This window comes from Lentzea albidocapillata, assembly GCF_000719115.1.
Lineage (GTDB): Bacteria > Actinomycetota > Actinomycetes > Mycobacteriales > Pseudonocardiaceae > Lentzea > Lentzea albidocapillata.
Map to the genome: position 1 here is coordinate 268,292 of NZ_JOEA01000003.1, position 19,102 is coordinate 287,393.

Here is a 19,102-nt window from a genome sequence, read left to right on the forward strand (position 1 = left end):
ACGATGCCACCACCGCAGGAGCCCCGCAATTCGAGAGGAATTAGGCGAGCCTATCCTCAAGAATCATTTCAGCCGTGGTCGAGAACGCGCCGCAGGAACCGCCGGGTGCGTTCTTCCCGCGGGTCGGCGATCACCTGACCGGGCGGCCCGTGCTCGACGATCACCCCGCCGTCCAGGAACAACACCTGGTCGGCGACCTTCTCGGCGAACCGGATCTCGTGCGTGACGATGACGGTGGTCCACCCTTCCGAGGCCAGATCTTTGATCACCGCGAGCACCTCGCCCACGAGTTCCGGATCGAGTGCCGAGGTGGGTTCGTCGAACAGCACGACTCGTGGCTTCAAAGCCAGTGCACGGGCAATACCTACGCGTTGTTGCTGGCCGCCGGAAAGCTGGTACGGGTACGAATCGGCTTTGTCCGCGAGGCCACCTGGTCGAGCAGTCCCCGTGCCTCCCCCACGACCTCCTCCAGCGGGCGTTGCTGGGCGACGACCGGGCCCTCGGTGAGGTTCTGCAGGACCGTGCGGTGCGGGAAGAGGTTGTGCGACTGGAAGACCATGCCGCTCTGCCCCCGCAGCCGCGCCCCTGCCGCCCGGCCCGCCTTGCCCGCTGGCAGGGCGGAGAAGTCGACCGACACGTCGTCGATGCGGACCATGCCGCGATCGGGTGTGTCCAGGGCGTTGAGCGAGCGCAGCAGGGTGGTCTTGCCGGAGCCGGACGGGCCCAGCAGGACGGTCGAGGTGCCGCGCGGGGTGGTGAAGCCGATGCCGCGCAGGACGTCCAGGTCGCCGAAGGACTTGTGCAGCCCGGTGACCTCGATGCGGATGTCGTTCATGCGATCACGTACCTGTTCAGCCTGGTCTCCAGTCGTTTCTGCGCGGCGGACAGGGCCACGCAGATCACCCAGTAGTAGAGCCCCGCGAACGAGTACAGGGCGAGGAACTCGTTGCTCTCGGCCGCGGCCAGCTGCGACTCGCGGAAGAGCTCGGTCAGCAGCACGACCGAACCCAGTGACGTGTCCTTCAGCAACGACAGCAACGTGTTGGACAGCGGCGGCACGGCGGTGCGGGCGGCCTGGGGCAGCACGATGCGGCGCAACGTCTGCGCGTAGCCGAAGCCGATGGTGGACGCCGCCTCGAACTGGCCGCGCGGCACGGACAGGATCGCCGAGCGGATCACCTCCGCCGCGTAGCCGGCGACGTTCAGCGAGAACGCGACGACGGCGGCGGTGAAGGGCGGGAACTTCAGGCCTATCTGCGGCAGGCCGTAGAAGACGATGAACAGCTGCAGCAGCAGCGGGGTGCCGCGGATGACCGAGATGAACGCCCGCGCGAGGCCCGACAGCACCCGGTACGGCGAGATCCGGGCCAGCGCCACCAGCAACGCGAGCGTGAGGCCGATCGCGAACGACAGCGCGGTCAGCGGAATGGTGACCTTGACCAGGCCCACGAACATCGGCCACGCCGTCGAGCGCAGGATGTCCCACGTGCTGCGCGGGCCACGTCCCTCGGACAGGTCCGCCGCGCCACCGTTCTGCACGGACACGTCGGCCTTGAAGTACTTCTGGGAGATGCCGCGCAACGTGCCGTCGGCTTTCAGCGCGTCGATCGCCTGGTTCGCCTGTGTCAGCAACGCGGCGTCGGCCTGACGCAGCGCCAGGACCTGTTCGCTGCCCGCCTGCCCGGCGTCGCCGGCGATCTCGACGTCCTTCGAGCCGGTGGTGGCGAGGTAGTCCAGCACCGCGATGTTGTCGTTGACGATGGCGTCGACGCGGCCCTGCTGCAGCAACGCGGCGGCCTGCGCGAAGCCTTCGACGGCCTCGACTCTCGCGCCGGCGTCACGGGCGACCTTGGCCCAGTTGCTGGTGCTGGACTGGGCGGTGGTCTTGCCGCTGAGGTCCGCGATGGACTTGATCCGGTCGTCGCCGGTGCGGCGGACGATCACGCCGCGCGAGTAGGTGTAGGTGTTCGACAGGCCGTACTTCGCGGCGCGTTCGGGATTGCGCGACACCTGGTTCGCGACGAGGTCGATCCGCTGGGCGTCGAGGGCGGGGAAGATCGCGTCCCACTGCGTCTCGACGAACTCCAGCCGCCAGCCCGCTTTCGCGGCGATCGCCTTGACGACCTCGACGTCGTAGCCGGTCAGCTCCTGGGTCTGGGGGTCGTGGAACGAGAACGGCGGGTAGGTGCCTTCCGTGCCGACGCGGATCAGCGGTGGTTGCTCTTGTTGCGCGTACGCCGGTGCGGGGACGACGATCACCAGCAGCAGGAGCAGCACCGCGCTCCTGAACACTTGTCGCATCGGGGCAGGGTAGAGCGAACCGGGCGGGCGGTGCTGAAGATCCACTATGCGGGACGGGGTGTGCGGCATGGCTACGGTGACCACTGCGGACGGGCAGCTGGTGTCCTACGTGGACCACGGCGGGGACGGTCCGGCGGTCGTGCTGCTGCACAGCTTCCTGATGGACGCGTCGATGTGGGCGCCGCAGGTCGAGGCGCTCGGTGACCGGTACCGGCTGATCGCGATCGACGAGCGCGGCCACGGTGCCACGCCCGCGACCGCGCCGTTCGACCACTGGGACGTCGCGCGCGACACACTCGCCGTGCTCGACGAGCTGAAGATCGGCAGTGCGGCCGTCGCCGGCACCAGCCAGGGCGGGTTCGTGGCGCTGCGGATGGCGTTGCTCGCGCCGGAACGAGTGACGGCGCTCGTGTTGCTGGGCACGTCCGGCGAGACCGAGGACGAGCAGATCTCCGATGCCTACCAGCAGCTCGCCGAGTTGTGGATCGAGCAGGGGCCGGAGACGGTGACCGAGGCCGTCGCGAACATCTGCCTGGGTGACTACGACCCGTTCGAGTGGACGCCGAAGTGGAGCGAGGTCGAACCCGAGCGACTGCGCCTGATCATGAACGCCCTGGTCGGCCGTGAAGGCGTGCTGGACCGGATCACCGAGGTCGACGTGCCCGCGCTGGTGCTGCACGGCACCGCCGACCTCGCCTACCCCGTCACGAAGGCCGAGGCGCTCGTCGCGGCGCTGCCCAGGGCCGAACCACTCGTGCTCGTCGAGGGCGGCGCGCACTTCCTGAGCCTCACGCACGCCGCGGACGTGAACCCGCACCTGGAGCGGTTCCTCAGCGCGAACCTCTGACGGCCCAGGCCTTCGCGGCCAGCTCGATCGGGCCCTGCGCCGGGAGACGGGAGCGGAGCAGGTCTCGGATGGCGTCGCGCTGTTCCGGCGGCAGCTTCGCGGCGTAGGCGGGCGCGGCACCCGTGCCGCCCAGGAACGGTTCCCAGAAATCGTCGAAGTCGCGGAACACCGTCGGTACGACGATGCCCGTCACCTCGATGTCGCGCAGGCCGGCGCCGGTCCACAGGGCGCGCAAGGGCTCGGCACCGCTCACCGCGCTGAAGCGCAGTCCCTCGTCGTGCGCGGCCGCGGCGGGGTCGACGTCCTTCGCGGCGTCCCAGAACAGCCGCATCATCTGCATGCCACTCGCGTAGTCCCACACGTACGAACCGACACACGGGGCCACGCGCGCGAACTCCCCCACCGCCTGGGCGGCGTCGGGCACGAACGTGAGCACGAGCCCGCTGACCACGATGTCGGCGGTGCGTTCGCCCAGATCGGTGGCATCGCCGGCCGCGAAACGGGCATCGGGGACGCAGGCGCGGGCGCGTTGCAGGAAGCCCTCCGACGGGTCCACGCCGGTGACCGCGGCCGGCCGCGTGTGCGCCAGCACGGCCTCGGTCAGCGCGCCCGTGCCGCAGCCGACGTCGAGCCACGTCCGGCCGGGCGGCACGTCCAGCCAGCGCAGGAACTCCGCCGCGACGGGCCGGCTCCACCGGCCCACGTAGCGCTCGTACGCGTCACCCAGATCCCACACGACTCGAACGTAGCACCCGAGGGAATAACCGGGGGCTGGTCCGGTTAAGCTAGATGACACATCAACTAGCGAGGTCGGGTGTGCTGTGAAGATCGCTGTTCTCGGTGCGGGCCACGTCGGTCCCGTCATCGCGCGCCTGGCCCTGGCGGCGGGCTACGAGGTGGGCATCGCGGGTTCGGGTGACCCGGCGCGGATCGAGATGATCATCGAGTTCCTCGCGCCCGGTGCCGTCGCGCTGCCGGCCGCCGACGCCGTGGTGGACGCGGACCTCGTCGTGCTGGCGATCCCGTGGCACCGGTTCCCCACGCTCGAACCGGAGATGTTCGCGGGCAAGGTCGTCATCGACTCCATGAACCACTGGCCGCCCGCCGAGGCTCCCCTGGGCACGAGCGAGGAGGTCGCGCGACGGCTGGTGGGCGCCGACGTCGTGAAGACCCTGAACCACGTCGCCTACCAGGACATGGAACCCGCCGCCGGCCGTGCCGTCGGCATCGCCGGTGACTCGGCCGATGCCGTGCAGGCCGTCGCGGAGTTCCTGGAACGCATCGGGTTCGACCCGGTGCCGGTGGGACCCCTGGCCGCGGGACGGCTGCTGGAACCCGGCAGCCCGGTGTTCGGCGTCGCGGCCCGCAGGCAGGAACTCGAGAACTTCACCAAGGAGCAGCAGTCATGACCACCTTCGGACTCGACACGTTCGGCGACGTCACCCACGACGCCTCCGGCATCCCGCTCACGCACGCCCAGACCATCCGCGACGTGGTCGAGCAGGGCGTGCTCGCCGACCAGGTCGGCCTCGGCTTCTTCGGCATCGGTGAGCACCACACGCCGGACATGCCGCTGTCGGCGGCCGACGTGGTGCTGGCCGCGATCGCCGCCCGCACGTCGTCGATCCACCTCGGTTCGGCGGTGACGGTGCTCAGCTCGGACGACCCGGTGCGCGTGTACCAGCGCTTCTCGACGCTGAACGCCGTGTCGGACGGCCGCGCGGAGGTCATCCTGGGCCGCGGGTCCAGTGTGGACTCGTTCCCGCTGTTCGGGTACGACCTCGCGGACTACGAGGACCTGTTCGAGGAGAAGACGCACCTGTTCGCGGAGCTGCTCAAGGGCGGGCCGATCACCTGGCAGGGCAAGACCCGCGCGGCGCTGCACGAGCAGGACGTCGTGCCGTACACCGAGCCGTTCCCGACGTGGATCGGTGTCGGCGGCAGTCCGCAGTCCGTGGTGCGTGCGGCCTCGTACGGCTTCTCGCTGATGCTCGCGATCATCGGCGGCCACCCCGGCCGGTTCGCGCCGTTCTCGGAGCTCTACCAGCACGCGCTGGAGAAGTTCGGCCGCGACCCGTTGCCGATCGGCATCCACTCCCCCGGTCACGTGGCACCGACCGACGAGGAGGCGCGGGAGGAGTTCTGGCCGCACTACCTCGACATGATCGGCCGGCTCGGCAAGACGCGGGGGTTCGCCACCCCGACGCCGGAGTCCTACGCGCACGAGGTGGGACCGCACGGCGCGCTGTTCGTCGGGTCGCCGGAGACGGTCGCGGAGAAGATGGCGCGCACCATGAAGAAGCTCGACGCGAGCCGGTTCGACCTGAAGTACGGGATCGGCGGGCTGTCGCACGAGTCGCTGATGCGGACGATCGAGCTGTACGGGACGAAGGTCGTGCCGATGGTGCGCGACATGCTGGCCTGAGGTGAGCGGGGGCTGTCACGGCCCCCGCTCACCCCCGCGTCACTTCTTGGAGCTCGCGATCTCGCACGCCTTGGCGTGCTCCAGGCCGAGCGAGATCGACGCGGCGTCGTTGTTCGGGCCGCCCAGCGCGTAGCTGATCATCTCCGAGCCGGGTTCGTTGTGCACCTCGACGTAGCGGACTCCCTTGCCGCGCAGGCACTGCACGACGCGGTTGGCGAAGTCGACGGCCTCCGGGTTGGTGGAGTCCTTCTCCCATGGGGGCAGCGGGTCCTTCGACTCGCAGGCCTGGAGCGCCTTGTCGAGTTCCTCCTTGGTGGGCTGCGGGCGGCCGCTCCCCTCGGCGGCGCGGCCCTTCCTGTCCAGGCCGAGGCCCGCCATGCACTGGTCGTGCGGGACGTTGAGGGCCTCGAGGTCCTCCGGGGTCATGTCGAGGCGTTCGCGGGGGCGTTGCTCCTGGGAGGCCGACGTCGGGGCCGCGCTGCTCGGCGGCGTCGAGATCGAGGCGACCTGCGGCTGGGCCTCTGGCTTGGAGCACGCGGCCAGGAGCAGCAGCAGGAGGGCCAGGGTGGCCTTCTTCATCGTTGGATTTCCTTTCGTCACGCGGCGAGCGCCTGGGTCGGGGTGAGCCGGGAGGCGCGGATGGAGGGGTAGAGGCCGGCGGCGGCGCCCACGACGAACGCGGCGAGCACGCCTGCGGCCAGGACTTGGAGGGGGATGACGAGCGGCCAGCGGTGCAGCGTCGCGTAGCCGACGACGCCCAGCGCCCCCAATGCGGTGCCCGCCAGACCGCCGAGGCCGGAGAGCAGGACGGCCTCGGTCAGGAACTGCGCGCGGATGTGGCCGCGGGTGGCTCCCAGGGCGCGGCGCAGGCCGATCTCGCTGCGGCGTTCGAGCACGGAGATCACCATCGTGTTCGCCACGCCGACGCCGCCGACGAGCAACGCGACGCCCGCGAGGCCCAGGAACAACGCGCTGTAGGAGTTCTGCGTGGCGCGCTTGGCCGCCAGCGCGTCGGACGGGCGGCTCACCTGCACCAGGCCGGGGATCTCGCCGTACAGCGTGGCGGGCAGGATCGCGCGAACGTCCTCGATGGACTCCTCACGGGCCTTCACGTAGACGACGGTCGGGTGGCCGTCGAAGCCCAGGTGCGTGCGGGCGGCCTCCCAGCCGACGAGCACCGAGCGTTCGACGTCGGGTGCCAGTGGCATGGGGCCGAGCACGCCCGTCACCGTGAACCACTTCTCCCCCACGAAGATCGCCGGACGCTCGCCCACGTCGGGGATGCCGAGCCGTTGGGCCGCGACGTGGCCGAGGACGACGGCCGGGAAGTCCGGCCGTGGCAGGAAGTCCCCGCTCTGGACGTAGCCGTTCACGGTGTCCAGCAGGCTCGGGGTGGCGGCGAGGACGGTGATGTCGGAGCTGTGGCCGGGGTCCAGGAGGTCGTTGCGGCGGACTCGGGTGTGGGTGTTGGCGACGGCCGCGGCGGCGGTCACCGGGCCGATGCGCTGGACCATCGCCACCGAGGACTCCGGCAGCAGGACCGGGTCGTCCTGGCGTGGGGTGGGCTGGGCGCGCAGGAGGTTGGTGCCCAGGGCGGTCAGTTCGTCGAGCAGGGCCTGCTGGCTGGAGGCCGGGATGCCGGTGACCACCACGACGGTGGCGATGCCCAGGGCGATGCCTAGAGCGGACAGCGCGGCGCGGAGCCTGCGGGTGCGCATGCCCAGGGAGCCGACGGCGAGCAGGTCGACGGGCGACAGACGGCTCATCCGGTGATGCCGTTCAGGCTCGGGAACGTGATGGTGGGCTGGTCTCCGGTGTCCGCGACGATCCGCCCGTCGCGCAGTTCCACACGGCGTGGCAATGACGCGGCGATGTCACGGTCGTGCGTGATCAGCGCGATGGTCGTCCCCTGTCCGTTCAGTTCCCGCAGCAGGTCCAGCACCGCGAGCCCGTTGGCCGTGTCGAGCGCCCCGGTCGGCTCGTCGGCCAGCACCAGGGCCGGGTTGTTCACCACGGCACGCGCGATGGCGACGCGTTGGCGTTCGCCGCCGGACAGCTGCTGCGGCTTGTGGTCGGTCCGGTGCCCGAGGCCGACGCGGTTCAGGGCCTCCACGGCGAGCGGGCGGCGGTCCTTGCGGCGCACGCCGGCGTAGAGGAGGCCGGTGGCCACGTTCTCGGTCGCCGTCAGGCCGTCGGACAGGTGGAACTGCTGGAACACGAACCCCAGCCGGCTGCCGCGCAACGCGGACAGGCGGCGGTCCGGCAGGCGGGACACGTCCTGGCCGTCGATCTCCACGGTGCCGGACGAGGGCAGGTCCAGGGTGCCGACGAGGTGCAGCAGCGTGGACTTGCCGGAGCCGGACGGGCCCACGATCGCGAGCAGCTCACCCGAGGCGACCTGCAGTGACACGTCGTCGAGCGCCGTCACGCCGCCGGGGTACCGCTTGGTCACCGAGCGCAGGGCGAGTACCGGGGTCATTGGGCGGTCACCACTTCCAGACCGTCCACCACGCCGTCGCCGGAGATCTCGACCTTGTCCTGCGAGTACAGGCCGGTCTGGACCGCCTTCAGGCCACCGGACGGCAGCTGCACGGCGTAGCCGCCCTCCTTCAGCGCCACCAGGGCCGCCAGCGGCACGGTCAGGACGCCGGTGCGGCTCTCGGTGGTGACCGTGAGGCGGACCGGGGCGGTGTCGAGGTCGGCGACGTCCGCCGGGTTGTCGGGTGTGACCACGATGTCGACCTTCGGGCCGCTGCCGTTCTCGGCGGGGGCGGCCAGCTGGGTCAGCGAGGTCACCTTGGCCGGGACCGGGCGGTTGTCCGGGCGCACGATCGTGACCGGCAGGTCCGCCTTCAGCACGCCCGCCTCGGTCACCGGCAGCTGCAGCGTGACCAGGCGCGTGGTGGGTGTGAGCTCGAACAGCTCCTCCGTGGCCGGCTCGCCGAGCTGGGCCTTCACGGCGCCGACGCGCATCGGGCGGTCCAGGACGAGCACGCGGCCCGGCGCCAGGGTGCCGGTCTGTTCGACGCCGAGGGCCTTCTGCCACTTCTTGAGCGCTTCGACGACGCGCGGCGTGAACTCGGCCTTGGTGACGTCCTTGGGCCGCGTGCCGACCGAGTAGCCAAGGGCGGCGAGGTTGTCCATCACCACCGCCACGTCCGACCCCTTGATGCCCGGGGTGTCCAGCGCGCGGAACAGGGGCGTCGCGCCGAAGAACACGACGACGGGCTGGTCGTCGACGCGGTAGAGCTCCTTGCCGAGCTCGGTGGCCTGGCCGGTGGCGGGCAGCTTCGTGACGGTGCCCGCGGCGCCCTTCACGAGGCGGGCGGCACCGAAACCGAGCTGGGCCTGCACTGTGCGGGTGTTCGTGAGGTCTCCCTTTCGCACGGTCGTGGTCTTCACCGCCGGTGGCGGGGCCGCGGAGGGCTCCGGTGGCCGGGCCCTCACCACCAGCACCACGGCGATGATGACCACGACGAGCACCGCGGCCCCGATGATTGTCCTGCGCATGCCGTGGATCTTCGGAGGCACTTGTGAGGATCCTGTGTCGAACCGGTGATCGCGGTGAGGGCGTCCATATGATCGGCGGGTGAGCGCTCTCATCCTGGTCGCGGAGGACGACGAGAACCAGGCCGAGCTGGTGCGCCGGTACCTGGAGCAGGACCACCACCGGGTGCTCGTCGTCCACGATGGACGCGACGCGCTCGACGTGGTCCGTGCGCACGGCCCCGCACTCGTGGTGCTCGACCTGATGCTGCCGGGACTGGGCGGGCTGGACGTGTGCCGGGCGTTGCGGGCCGAGTCGGACGTGCTGGTGCTGATGCTGACGGCACGGTCCACTGAGGACGACCTGCTGCACGGTCTCGGGATCGGCGCGGACGACTACATGACCAAGCCGTTCAGCCCGCGCGAGCTGGTGGCACGGGTACGGACGTTGTTGCGGCGCGTGCCCGCCGCGAAACCGGAGCCGGTGCTGCAGGTCGGGCCCATCGTGGTGGACCAGCTGCGGCACGAGGTGAGGGTGCGTGGCGAAGCGGTCGAGTGCACGCCCGGCGAGTTCGGGCTGCTGGAGGTGCTGGCGTCCGAAGTGGACAGGGTGTTCAGCCGCGAGCAGTTGCTGCAGCGGATGCACGGCATCAGCAGCTTCCTGACCGCGCGGACGATCGACACGCACGTGAAGAACCTGCGGCGCAAGATCGAGACCGATCCGCGTGCGCCCGCGCACCTCGTGACCGTGTACGGCATCGGCTACAAGCTCACGGCGGGACGCGCCGATGCGCCGTAGCGTCTTCACGCGCCTGCTCGTCGTGGTGGTGCTGATCGCGGTGTGCTCGATCGCCGCGACGGCGTGGCTGGCGACGCAGCTGACCCAGGCGTCGATCGCCCGCGAGCAGGGCCGTGAGCTCGCCTCGGATCACCGGATCTACACGACGTTGCTCGACTACGCGGCCGGTCATCGCGACTGGTCCGGAATAGACGGTTATGTCGAGGCGCTGGTGTCCGGGCAGCCCGGCCGGCGCATCGTGCTGGTCACCAAGGACGGCCGCACGGTCGCCGACCTGGGCGCGGCCGGCGGCCGGCTGCCGGACAGGGCCTCGGCCGTGGTGGACCCGCTGGACGTCGACCCGGTCCTGGTGCCCGGCGCGCCCGCCGACCGGATCGACAAGCGGGTGCTGGGGCCGTTCCGCACGCCGATCGACTTCCGCGACCGGGAGGACCGGACCGGGACGCTGTACTGCCTGCGGCTGGTCAGGAAGGAGCAGGCCCGGCTGGACTGCCGGGAGCGGGACCTGCCGTTCGACACCGCGGCGGACTTCTTCGCGTTGCTCGACCTGGAGGACCTGACCAACGCCTGCCTGGCACGCCGCTCGTTGCCACCGGTGGACCTCGATCCCGACTTCACCCCGGCGCGCAAGCAGTCCTCGGGCGCGCCGCCGCCGGACGAACCGGCCGTCGCCGCGTGCGTGGCCGCGTCACGCAAGGAGCAGCTCGCCCAGTATGTGGCGCCGCCGGTCCTGCTGTACCTGACGAACCCCATGGGCACGCCGACCACCGCGATCTCGTTGTCGGGCAACGGCCTGCAGGTCGTGGGGGCCGCGGCGGCGGTGCTGCTGGCGGCGATCGGGGTAACGGCGTTCGCGGGGGCCCGGATCACCCGGCCGCTGAGGGCGTTGACCGCGGCGGCGACGCACCTGTCCGCCGGGAGCGACATCCCACCGGTGCCGGTGCGCGGGCAGGACGAGATCGCGGGCCTGACCAGGGCGTTCAACACGATGGCGGCGAACAGGGCGAACCTGGAGCGGGCGCGCAAAGCGATGGTCAGCGACGTCGCGCACGAGCTGCGGACGCCGTTGAGCAACATCCGGGGCTGGCTGGAGGCGGCCGAGGACGGGGTGAGCGACCTCGATCCGGCTCTGGTGGCGTTGCTGCTCAAGGAAGCGCTCGTGCTGCAGCACGTGGTGGACGACCTGCAGGACCTCGCCGTCGCCGACGCGGGCTCGTTGCGCCTGACACTCGAACGGCTCAACGTCGCGATCGCGTTGGAGCAGCTCCAAGCCGCGCACGAGGCAAGAGCCGCGCAGGCCGGAGTCACACTGACGGTGTCCGCCGACCCCTCCCTCACCGTCCGGGCCGATGCCCTGCGGCTGCGGCAGATCCTCGACAACCTCGTCTCGAACGCGCTGCGCCACGTGCCCTCCGGCGGATCGGTGACGGTCGCGGGCACGGCCGGGGACGGCGAGGTCGTGATCACGGTGACCGACACGGGTCCGGGCATCTCCGAAGACGATCTGCCGCACGTGTTCGACCGGTTCTGGCGCGCGGACAAGTCGCGCAGCCGAGCCACGGGCGGCAGCGGACTGGGGCTCGCGATCGTCCGCAAGCTCGTCGAGGCGCACGGCGGAACGGTCGATGTGACCAGCGCGACAGGCGCCGGAACCACGTTCCGCGTCCGATTGCCGGAACTCAGCTGATACACCCAGCGTTAGCTCGCTGGAGAGGAAACCGTTGATTGTTCCCATGCCCACGAGCGCGCCCCGTCGCACGGGCTCGTTCGTACTGACCGAAGACGTGACCGTCCGGGTGACCGGGCAGGCGCGCACCGCGGCCGCGATGCTGCGCGAGCACGTCTTCCGGCAGACCGGCTACCTGCTGGCGGAGTCGCCCGACGGCATGCTGATGGTGTCGCACGACCCGGCCATGCGCGGGCTCGGCCCCGAGGGGTACGCGCTGCTGGTCAGCAACGACGCCATCATGCTGCGCGCGGGCACCCAGGCCGGGCTGCGGCACGGCGTGCAGTCGTTCCGGCAGCTGATGACCCGCGACGGCACGGTCCGCGCGGCCGACGTGCGCGACTCCCCCGCGTTCGCGTGGCGTGGTGTGTCGAGCGCGCTGCTGCCGCCGGCCGAGATGCGCAGGGCGATCGACCGGATGGCCGCCTACAAGCTCAACGTCCTGCACGTCTTCCCGGACGGTGATCCCGACGCGCTGCGCGACCTCGTCGAGTACGGCCGCGATCACGGCATCACCGTCGTGCCCGAACTCGGGCCGGCGACGGTCGAGTTGCTGGAGCTGTTCCCGAGCCGCTGGGTGCACATCGGCACCGCGAAGCTGACGACGAAGTTCGCCGGTCTGCTCGAACGCCACGGCAAGCTGCCGGTGCGCTGGCACGACGGCGACGCGGCCGTTCTCGGCCCGCACGGCAAGCTCGCCGAGGGCGACGACGTCCTGCGCGCCATCGCGACCGCGGGCTGGGTCGGCGAACTGCGCACCGCCTCGGCCGTCGCGCCCGCCTGGTAGGTCGTTCACAGTCGTCGCGTGATCGCAGGTCACGCGACGACCGCGGTTCACATGTTTATCTTTCACCGGCGGGTGCCGTGGGTGCGCCGAAGCCGTCCGACCGGGGAAGTTGCGTCGTACCAAGCCTTCCGGTCACATCCGTGAACCTGTCCGTTGGCTGTTGGCTCCTGAATCGACGCTGATCACGTGCGATCGTGGCTTCGTGCGGGCCTCTTCGAAGTCGCTGGCAGTCCACCGGTTCCGGCTGTTGCTCGTGGACGACGACCGGGAACTGGTGGAGTTGCTCGCCGCGGTGCTGCGCGGCGAGGGGTACGACGTCGACGTCGCCTTCGACGGGCAACGCGGACTGCACCTCGCGCTCACCCGGCCCTACGACGTGGTCGTGATCGACCGCGTCCTGCCGGCCGTCGACGGACTGGACCGGGTGTCCCGGTTACGTTCCCGGTCCGTGCGGACGCAGGCGCTGATGCTCACCGCGATGGGCTCGGTGCACGACCGGATCGACGGCCTCGACGCCGGCGCCGACGACTACCTCGCGAAGCCGTTCGACCTGGGCGAGCTGACCGCGCGGCTGCGGGCGCTGTGCCGGCGGGCCGCGGAACTGGCCGTGGTGCTGCGCATCGGCGCCGGCCGCCTGGAGCTCGAACAACACCAGGTAGTGCTGCCCGACGGTGAGAAGGTGCCGCTCACCACCAGGGAGTTCGCGCTGCTGCGGGTGCTCGCCACGCATCCCGAGACCGTGCACACGCGGGCGGCGTTGCGGCGCACGGTGTTCTGCGACGCGCCCTCCCAGTCCATTGTGGACACCTACGTGCACTACGGCGAGGGTGGGTTCGTGCCGCATCCGCCACGGACGGGGGGCCAGGTCATGGACGAGTATCCGTGGGGCACGGCACTTTCGGCCGTACGTAGTTCCAGCACAGGCAGGTAACTCGATGTGATCGCGATCAGCTCGGCCGGGTTGAATTTGGTCAACACTGAAGCTATAGAGCTTTAAAAATTGACCTAGCCGACGGAGACCGTGAACGCCGACCGGTGCAGCTTGCCGCCGTGGGCGAACTCCAGGAACAGCCGGTACTCGCCCCGGTCGGCGAACACCGCCTGAAAGCTCAACTCACCGTTGTTCAACGGGATTCCGGCCAGTTCGACGGGATGCAGGTGCGTGGCCGACAGCAGCATGGTGTGGAACCCGGTCATGTGGCCGTTGGCGCCGAGGTGGGGTTCCAGCGAGCTGACCGGTGTGCCGTCCGGGGCGCGGATCGACAGCCGCAGCGTCTGCTGGGTCATCGCCTTGGGCTGGGCCGGCTCGTCCACCCGCACGACGGTGTAGCCGTCTGTTGCCACCGCACCGGCTTCGGGCGCGGGAACCGGGGCCCACGTGGTGTCGCCGGGGACGCTGAACGGCACCCCGAGCACGACCGGGTGGCGCGGGTCCGCCGTGTCGAGTGGCACGAACTCCGCGAACATGCGGTACGCGCCGCCGTCGGGCAGGGACAGCGTGGTGCGCCAGGTGTCGCCGTCCAGCACAGGGTGCAGGTGCTCGAAGACGAACATGTCCTCGCGGACGGAGAAGAAGTGCATCTGCTTGGTCTGGTTGTCCAGGAACCGGGTGACGGGCTTGCCCGCGCCGTCGAGGATCCGGAACGCCACCGGTACGGCGGTGCCACGTGTCTCGGGCATGATCACACGTTCGAAGCGGTAGCCACTCTCCACATCGGACAGGCCGTCGCTGTGGGCGGCGGGGACCACGGCGCCCATGTTCTGGTGCTGCATCGGCGGTGCGGACCTGGCGAACACCATGATGCCGCCGCCTGCCACCACGGCGACGGCGAGCAGGGCGAACATCCAGTCGACAAGGCTGAGCTTGCGCATGACAACTCCTAGCGGCGCGGGTGGGCGGCGGAACCGCCCACCCGCGTCAGGGTCAGAACTGAAGGCTCCACGCGTCGATGTAGCCGACATCGGCGCTGGCCACGTCCTGCACCTTGAGCTGCCAGGAGCCTGCGGCGTCCTCAGCGGAGGCGTTGACCTCGTAGGTGGTCAGCACGTTGTCGCCGGAGTCGCTGCTGGAACCCTTGAGACGGAACGAGGTCCCGTCCGGCGCGACGAGATCGATCACCAGGTCACCGCGGTACGGGTGCTTGATGTCGACGTTGACCTTCAGCGCGGCCGGGGCCTTGCCGGGCACACCGGAGACCGAGACGGACGACGTCACCGCCGCTCCCCTGTCCGGGATCTGCACGTCCGCGGTGTTCTCGAACTTGCCACCCGGGGGCGGCTCGACGGCGCCGAGGTTGGGCTTGACCACGACCAGGCCCTGCTCGATGCCGTTGACCAGGACGATGCCGCTGGCGAAGTACGGGTAGTTGCTCCACGCCCCGTTGAACTTCGCCTCGTTCGCCGCCGGGTAGATGTCGAAGAACCCGGCCTCCGTCAGCTGTGCCGAAGCGACGCCGCTGACGTCGAGGATGCGCAACCCGGCCTGGTAGTTGGCCTGGTAGGAGTACTTGCCCTTGATGTACTGGTTGTGGTCGATCGCCGTCGCGGGCGAGTTGTAGACGCCGGTGTGCACCGGGTTCGCGAGGCTCGCCAGGTCCCAGATGTAGGTCTTGGTGCGCTTGTCGGTGCCGCGCGACTCGTCCAGCTCGTCGTCGAGCAGGAAGTACCGCTGGTCCTCGGTCAGCCAGCCCTGGTGCGAGTACTGCGCGCCGGAGTAGGCCTTGCGCGAGATCTGGACCGGCCTGGCCTTGTCGGTCACGTCGACGATCGTCAGCGTGTCCTCGTTGGAGTTGAAGCAGATCTCCCGGCCCCGGTAGGTCGCGTCCGGCCCGCGGTAGACCACGCATTGGTTGTCGTGCGTGTAGCCGTCCTGGGAGACGCAGCCCGCGTTCTTGGGCGACTTCGGCGTGCGGATGTCGACCATGTGCGGGCCGCCGCTGCACGTGTTGGAGCCGATCGCGTACGCGTACCCGGTCTCCTCGTTGATGGCGATGTTGTGCGCCGGGCCGAACTCCTTGTACAGGGCGTCGGCGGTGAACGTCTGCGGCGTGGTGATCGTCCGCAGGCGGGTCAGGTCGAACACCTGCATGCCGTGGCCGGTGATGAAGTCGGCGACGATGAAGGCGTGGTCCTTGTAGACCTTCATGTCACGCCACGTGCTGCTGCCGCCGTTGGACGGCAGGTTGCCCAGGAACTTCGGCGCCGTGGGCGTGCTGACGTCGACGAACGCGGTGCCGTTGGTGCGGCCGACGACCGCGTACTCCTTGCCGGAGGACGGGTCGGTCCAGCCCCAGATGTCGTTGCCGTTGCCACCGCCCATCGCGGACAGGGGCAGCACGCTGAGCAGGTCGACGTTCTTGCAGGGATAGATGTCGGCCTTGCCGTTGACGCACGGAACGCCGGCCGCCTGGCCTAAGACGGCGTGCCGGTCGGCGGGCAGGTGGTCGGCCAGGAAAGCCCTGGCGGCGGCCTGGCCCTCGGCGGTGTTGGGATCGTGGGCGGAGGCGCCCGTCATCGAAAGGGCGACCACTGAGACCGTCAAGACGGCCAGCGCCCCCATACGCAGGGATTTCATGTAGTTGGGCTCCTTAGCACCGGGAAGCAGGGGGTTCCCGGTCACCAACAGACCGTAGAAGCGGCAGGTACTCGCCGTGAACCGTCATTCGTCTGGTTCGGGGCGAAGTGGATCAGATCGATACATCCGGACCACGGACAGCAGCCGCCAGAGCCCGGTTGCGCTCGGGACTCAGTCCTCGCCGGTTCGCCGAGGGCCGGAGCCCGGTGCACGTCGTGCTCGCCGCCGCGACCACAAAGCCACCGGGCACGCGGCCAGCGCCAAGCCCGTGAGCACGACGTGGATCGCGCCGCCGAACCTGGTCGCGAACGTCAGGTCCGTGCGCAACGGCACGGTGTCCACCATCAGGTCGTCGGTGAACATCCCGGTCGACCGCACGACACTGCCGTCCGGCCGCACCACGGCACTCACGCCGCTGATCGCCGCGACCACGACCGCGCGGCCGTGTTCGATCGCGCGCAGCCGGGCCATCCCGAGCTGCTGGTAGGTCATCTCGCCACGGCCGTACCAGGCGTTGTTCGTCGGCACCACCAGGAGCTGCGCGCCGTCGGCGGCGCTCTCCCGCAGGACGTAGTCGTAGGCGACCTCGTAGCAGATGCCGACGCCGACGCGCGTGCCCGCGATGTCCAGCACGCCCGGTTCGGTGCCCGCGTCGAGATCGGCCTGGTCCGCGAACGGCGTGAAGATCCGGGCGAGCGGGCGCAGCGGGATGTGCTCGGCGAACGGGACGAGCTCCTGCTTCGCGTACGACTCCCCCGCGCCGGTCTCCGGGTCCCACGTGATGACGGAGTTCTGCCCGTCGCGCAGCGCGCTCACCAGGGTCGGCACGCCGAGGTCGGTGATGGCGGCGTCGAGCACCGGGTCACGGTCACCGGTCCTGGTCGCGCTCTCCGGCCACACCACGAGGTCCGGCTTCGGCAGTGCGCCGCCGCGGACCAGCGCGGCCAGCTCGGCGGTCTTGCGCAGGTGGTTGTCGCGCAGGGTGGCGCCCTCGGTGAGCAGGCCGAGGCCGAGGTCGGGGGCGTTGCCCTGCACGACCGCGACGGTCCGCTGGCCGGTCTGGGCCTCGATCGAGATCAGCGGGCTCACGGCGAGCGCGGCGACGATCGGCACCAGCGCCCAGGCGCGGGTCCACCTCGGGAACCAGGCGGCCAGGCCGAACCCGGTGAACACGACGGCGAACGTCACGAGCGGCGCGCCACCGAGCACGGCGAGCCGCGCGAACGGCCCGTCGACCTGGCCGAACGCGACGCGGCCCCACGGGAAGCCGTTGAACGGGATCAGCCCGCGCAGGGTCTCCTGCAGCACGAACAGCAGCGCCGCCCACACCGGAGCCGCCGGTAGCCGGGCGACCAGCGGGAACAGCGCGCAGACACCGCAGATGAACAACGCCATCAACGCGCTGAGCACCAGCCACGGCCACGGCCCGAAGTCGTCACCCAGGAAGTGCTGGATCCACCACAGGTGCGGGAGGAAGAACGCGAACCCGAACGCGAACCCGAGACCGGCGCTCCGACGGGCGCCCGCGCCCTTCACCACCAGCCAGAACACCACGAACGCGGGAACGGCGAGCCACCAGAGCGTGCGCGGCGGGAAGCTCAGGGCCAGCGCGCCGCCGGCCACCGCCGCCGCGCCGTAACGGGCGAGGTCAGGCTTGCGCAACGGACACCCTCGCCCGGCGCAGGACGAGGTACGCGCCACCGACGAGAGCGATCCCGACGACGTAGGCGCCGATCAGCTCGGGCACCCGACCGGCGAAGTTGCCCGCGAGCGGCGGCACCAGCAGCGCGAACACCCCGGCGAGCACGGCGACCCGCGTCCGCCAGGTCCCCACCGGCAGGCACGCGGCCAGCGGCAGCACGGCCCACAGCAGGTACCACGGCTGGATCACCGGCCCCAGCACCACGATCAGGCTCATCATCATTCCCAGCGACGTCACCTCGGAGATCCGTCCGCGCAGCTGGCGACCCAACACCACCGCCACCCCGCACAGGATCAGCACGAACCCCGCGATCCGTGCCGAGGAGATCATCGCCTGACCGCTTTCCGGACCGAACACCGCACCCGCCAGATAGCCGGGCCAGTTCGTCGGCGCCATCCAGCTGTTGACCTTCGACGGCGTGCCGAGCGCCCGCACCCAGCCGAAACCGGACCCTCCGGCCAGCGACGTCGCGGCCGACACCACCCCGGCGGCCGCGACCATGGCGAAGCCCGCCGTGACGAACCGGATCCAGCCGCCGCCCAGCCTGCGCGCCAGTGCGGTGCCCACGACCGCGAGCGCCACCAGCGCGGGCAGCTTGACCTGCGCGCCCAGTCCGATGAGGACGACACCGGCCGTGTACTGCCACCACTTCAGTTCCGGCAGCGCGTCCAACGCGACGACAGTGCCGGACAGCATGAGACCGAGCATCAGCGCGTCGTTGTGGACACCGCCGATGAGATGCCACAGCACCAACGGGTTCATCACGCCCAGCCACAACGCCGTGCGCTCCTGCACGCCCGTCATGGCGGCGAGCCTGGGCACCGCCCACACGACGAGCAGCAGTCCCAGCGCGGCGACCAGCCGGTACAGCCCGATGCCGAGGACGGGGTCACCGCCGGTGACCTCGGTGATCGCCCTCTCGACCGTGGTGAACAACGGCCCGTAAGGCGACGGCGTCTCGCGCCAGTAGACGCCGACGCGTGCCACGGCCTCCGCGCTCGCGCCGACCGCCGGGCTGACCGCGTTGGGGTCGAGCCCGTTCGCGGCCACCTCGCCCTGGGCCAGGTAGCTGAAGACGTCGGCGCTGAACAGCGGCGGGGCCACCAGCAGCGGCGCGCACCACCAGGCCAGCGTCCGGCGCAGCCAGCCGGGGTCCGGCCTCGTGCGGCCGAGCAGGGCCCACGTCAGCACGACCAGTCCGGCACCCGCGATCGCGACGCCCAGTGCCACCGCGCCGCCGACTCTGGCGCTCACGGCCCAGGCACCGGCGGTGAGCAGGAGCGCACCGCCGAAACCAGTCCAGCGCAACAGTTCCGGGGTGTCGGTGGTGACCGCGGTCGGCCAGCGGTACGTGACGGTCTGCACGGAGAGACAGTGCTGTGCGGACAGATCGTCACGCGTCCGACTGTGGTCGCGTTCCCATGTACGACCTAAGGATGATCTTTTTTAGATATG

The 19,102-nt window shown here is 70.4% G+C and carries 17 protein-coding genes and 1 pseudogene; 7 read left to right on the forward strand and 11 right to left on the reverse strand.

From position 1 onward, the window contains the following. Positions 1 to 68 precede the first annotated feature (68 nt). Positions 69 to 835 (reverse strand): annotated as a pseudogene (locus IG04_RS42255) (amino acid ABC transporter ATP-binding protein). Next, positions 832 to 2,301: an ABC transporter substrate-binding protein/permease gene (locus IG04_RS44965; RefSeq protein WP_084400994.1), complete on the reverse strand. Its 1,470-nt coding sequence runs from the start codon at positions 2,299 to 2,301 to the stop codon at positions 832 to 834. The pseudogene IG04_RS42255 and the gene IG04_RS44965 overlap by 4 nt, the downstream one beginning before the upstream one ends. Positions 2,302 to 2,368: 67 nt before the next feature. Between IG04_RS44965 and IG04_RS0104950 the strand changes: the two genes are divergently transcribed. Further along, complete coding sequence (locus IG04_RS0104950) at positions 2,369 to 3,148, forward strand: alpha/beta fold hydrolase (RefSeq protein WP_030475317.1); 780 nt, start codon at positions 2,369 to 2,371, stop codon at positions 3,146 to 3,148. On the opposite strand, the gene IG04_RS0104955 is transcribed toward IG04_RS0104950, so the two are convergent. Beyond that, complete coding sequence (locus tag IG04_RS0104955) at positions 3,132 to 3,884, reverse strand: class I SAM-dependent methyltransferase (RefSeq protein ID WP_030475318.1); 753 nt, start codon at positions 3,882 to 3,884, stop codon at positions 3,132 to 3,134. The genes IG04_RS0104950 and IG04_RS0104955 overlap by 17 nt on opposite strands. 85 nt (positions 3,885 to 3,969) lie before the next feature. Between IG04_RS0104955 and IG04_RS0104960 the strand changes: the two genes are divergently transcribed. Together IG04_RS0104960 and IG04_RS0104965 are read left to right on the forward strand one after the other, a co-directional pair. After that, positions 3,970 to 4,557, forward strand: coding sequence for an NADPH-dependent F420 reductase (locus IG04_RS0104960; protein WP_030475319.1), 588 nt, complete (start codon positions 3,970 to 3,972; stop codon positions 4,555 to 4,557). After that, positions 4,554 to 5,573, forward strand: coding sequence for an LLM class flavin-dependent oxidoreductase (locus tag IG04_RS0104965; RefSeq protein ID WP_030475320.1), 1,020 nt, complete (start codon positions 4,554 to 4,556; stop codon positions 5,571 to 5,573). Before IG04_RS0104960 ends, IG04_RS0104965 begins: the two co-directional genes overlap by 4 nt. A gap of 39 nt (positions 5,574 to 5,612) precedes the next feature. Here IG04_RS0104965 and IG04_RS0104970 read toward each other — a convergent pair whose 3' ends face one another. The 4 genes from IG04_RS0104970 to IG04_RS46290 are packed head-to-tail and all read right to left on the reverse strand — an operon-like array spanning position 5,613 to position 9,083. After that, positions 5,613 to 6,152, reverse strand: coding sequence for a hypothetical protein (locus IG04_RS0104970; protein ID WP_030475321.1), 540 nt, complete (start codon positions 6,150 to 6,152; stop codon positions 5,613 to 5,615). Positions 6,153 to 6,169: 17 nt separating this feature from the next. Next, positions 6,170 to 7,339, reverse strand: coding sequence for an ABC transporter permease (locus tag IG04_RS0104975; protein WP_030475322.1), 1,170 nt, complete (start codon positions 7,337 to 7,339; stop codon positions 6,170 to 6,172). After that, the gene (locus tag IG04_RS46285; protein ID WP_036013697.1) at positions 7,336 to 8,052 is read right to left on the reverse strand and encodes an ABC transporter ATP-binding protein; all 717 of its coding nucleotides are present in this window, start codon (positions 8,050 to 8,052) and stop codon (positions 7,336 to 7,338) included. The genes IG04_RS0104975 and IG04_RS46285 overlap by 4 nt, the downstream gene beginning before the upstream one ends. After that, entirely contained in the window at positions 8,049 to 9,083 is a 1,035-nt protein-coding gene (locus IG04_RS46290; protein ID WP_030475324.1) for an efflux RND transporter periplasmic adaptor subunit, read from the reverse strand. Before IG04_RS46290 ends, IG04_RS46285 begins: the two co-directional genes overlap by 4 nt. A 79-nt stretch (positions 9,084 to 9,162) precedes the next feature. Here IG04_RS46290 and IG04_RS0104990 point away from each other — a divergent pair, with 79 nt between their 5' ends. The 4 genes from IG04_RS0104990 (at position 9,163) to IG04_RS0105005 (ending at position 13,302) form a co-directional block, all read left to right on the forward strand. Then, entirely contained in the window at positions 9,163 to 9,858 is a 696-nt protein-coding gene (locus IG04_RS0104990) for a response regulator transcription factor (protein ID WP_030475325.1), read from the forward strand. Then, the gene (locus IG04_RS0104995; RefSeq protein WP_030475326.1) at positions 9,848 to 11,545 is read left to right on the forward strand and encodes a HAMP domain-containing sensor histidine kinase; all 1,698 of its coding nucleotides are present in this window, start codon (positions 9,848 to 9,850) and stop codon (positions 11,543 to 11,545) included. The genes IG04_RS0104990 and IG04_RS0104995 overlap by 11 nt, the downstream gene beginning before the upstream one ends. Before the next feature lie 34 nt (positions 11,546 to 11,579). After that, entirely contained in the window at positions 11,580 to 12,371 is a 792-nt protein-coding gene (locus tag IG04_RS43715) for a glycoside hydrolase family 20 zincin-like fold domain-containing protein (RefSeq protein WP_276326647.1), read from the forward strand. A gap of 202 nt (positions 12,372 to 12,573) precedes the next feature. After that, the gene (locus tag IG04_RS0105005) at positions 12,574 to 13,302 is read left to right on the forward strand and encodes a response regulator transcription factor (protein ID WP_084401041.1); all 729 of its coding nucleotides are present in this window, start codon (positions 12,574 to 12,576) and stop codon (positions 13,300 to 13,302) included. A gap of 74 nt (positions 13,303 to 13,376) precedes the next feature. Here the strand turns inward: IG04_RS0105005 and IG04_RS0105010 are convergent, their stop codons facing one another. From IG04_RS0105010 to mptB, 4 genes are all read right to left on the reverse strand, one after another. Further along, positions 13,377 to 14,243 carry a hypothetical protein gene (locus tag IG04_RS0105010; RefSeq protein WP_030475329.1) on the reverse strand — a complete coding sequence of 289 codons (867 nt, stop codon included), beginning with the start codon at positions 14,241 to 14,243 and terminating at the stop codon, positions 13,377 to 13,379. A 52-nt stretch (positions 14,244 to 14,295) separates the two neighbouring features. Next, positions 14,296 to 15,945, reverse strand: a complete 1,650-nt coding sequence (locus IG04_RS0105015) for a choice-of-anchor B family protein (RefSeq protein WP_030475330.1) — start codon at positions 15,943 to 15,945, stop codon at positions 14,296 to 14,298. Between the two features lie 171 nt (positions 15,946 to 16,116). Then, entirely contained in the window at positions 16,117 to 17,607 is a 1,491-nt protein-coding gene (gene lnt / locus IG04_RS0105020) for an apolipoprotein N-acyltransferase (protein WP_245815995.1), read from the reverse strand. After that, positions 17,594 to 19,012 (reverse strand): polyprenol phosphomannose-dependent alpha 1,6 mannosyltransferase MptB, encoded by a 1,419-nt coding sequence (gene mptB / locus IG04_RS0105025; RefSeq protein ID WP_051768912.1) that lies wholly within the window; start codon positions 19,010 to 19,012, stop codon positions 17,594 to 17,596. Before mptB ends, lnt begins: the two co-directional genes overlap by 14 nt. Between the last annotated feature and the right edge of the window lie 90 nt (positions 19,013 to 19,102).

What these genes read in the sequence shown, in the direction of transcription:
- IG04_RS0104975 (WP_030475322.1), bottom strand. Translation starts at nt 7,339, where the DNA reads ATGAGCCGTCTGTCGCCCGTCGACCTGCTCGCCGTCGGCTCCCTGGGC.
- IG04_RS0105010 (WP_030475329.1), bottom strand. Translation starts at nt 14,243, where the DNA reads ATGCGCAAGCTCAGCCTTGTCGACTGGATGTTCGCCCTGCTCGCCGTC.
- IG04_RS46285 (WP_036013697.1), bottom strand. Translation starts at nt 8,052, where the DNA reads ATGACCCCGGTACTCGCCCTGCGCTCGGTGACCAAGCGGTACCCCGGC.
- IG04_RS0104965 (WP_030475320.1), top strand. Translation starts at nt 4,554, where the DNA reads ATGACCACCTTCGGACTCGACACGTTCGGCGACGTCACCCACGACGCC.
- IG04_RS44965 (WP_084400994.1), bottom strand. Translation starts at nt 2,301, where the DNA reads ATGCGACAAGTGTTCAGGAGCGCGGTGCTGCTCCTGCTGCTGGTGATC.
- IG04_RS0104950 (WP_030475317.1), top strand. Translation starts at nt 2,369, where the DNA reads ATGGCTACGGTGACCACTGCGGACGGGCAGCTGGTGTCCTACGTGGAC.
- IG04_RS46290 (WP_030475324.1), bottom strand. Translation starts at nt 9,083, where the DNA reads ATGCGCAGGACAATCATCGGGGCCGCGGTGCTCGTCGTGGTCATCATC.
- IG04_RS0104995 (WP_030475326.1), top strand. Translation starts at nt 9,848, where the DNA reads ATGCGCCGTAGCGTCTTCACGCGCCTGCTCGTCGTGGTGGTGCTGATC.
- IG04_RS0104970 (WP_030475321.1), bottom strand. Translation starts at nt 6,152, where the DNA reads ATGAAGAAGGCCACCCTGGCCCTCCTGCTGCTGCTCCTGGCCGCGTGC.
- IG04_RS0105015 (WP_030475330.1), bottom strand. Translation starts at nt 15,945, where the DNA reads ATGAAATCCCTGCGTATGGGGGCGCTGGCCGTCTTGACGGTCTCAGTG.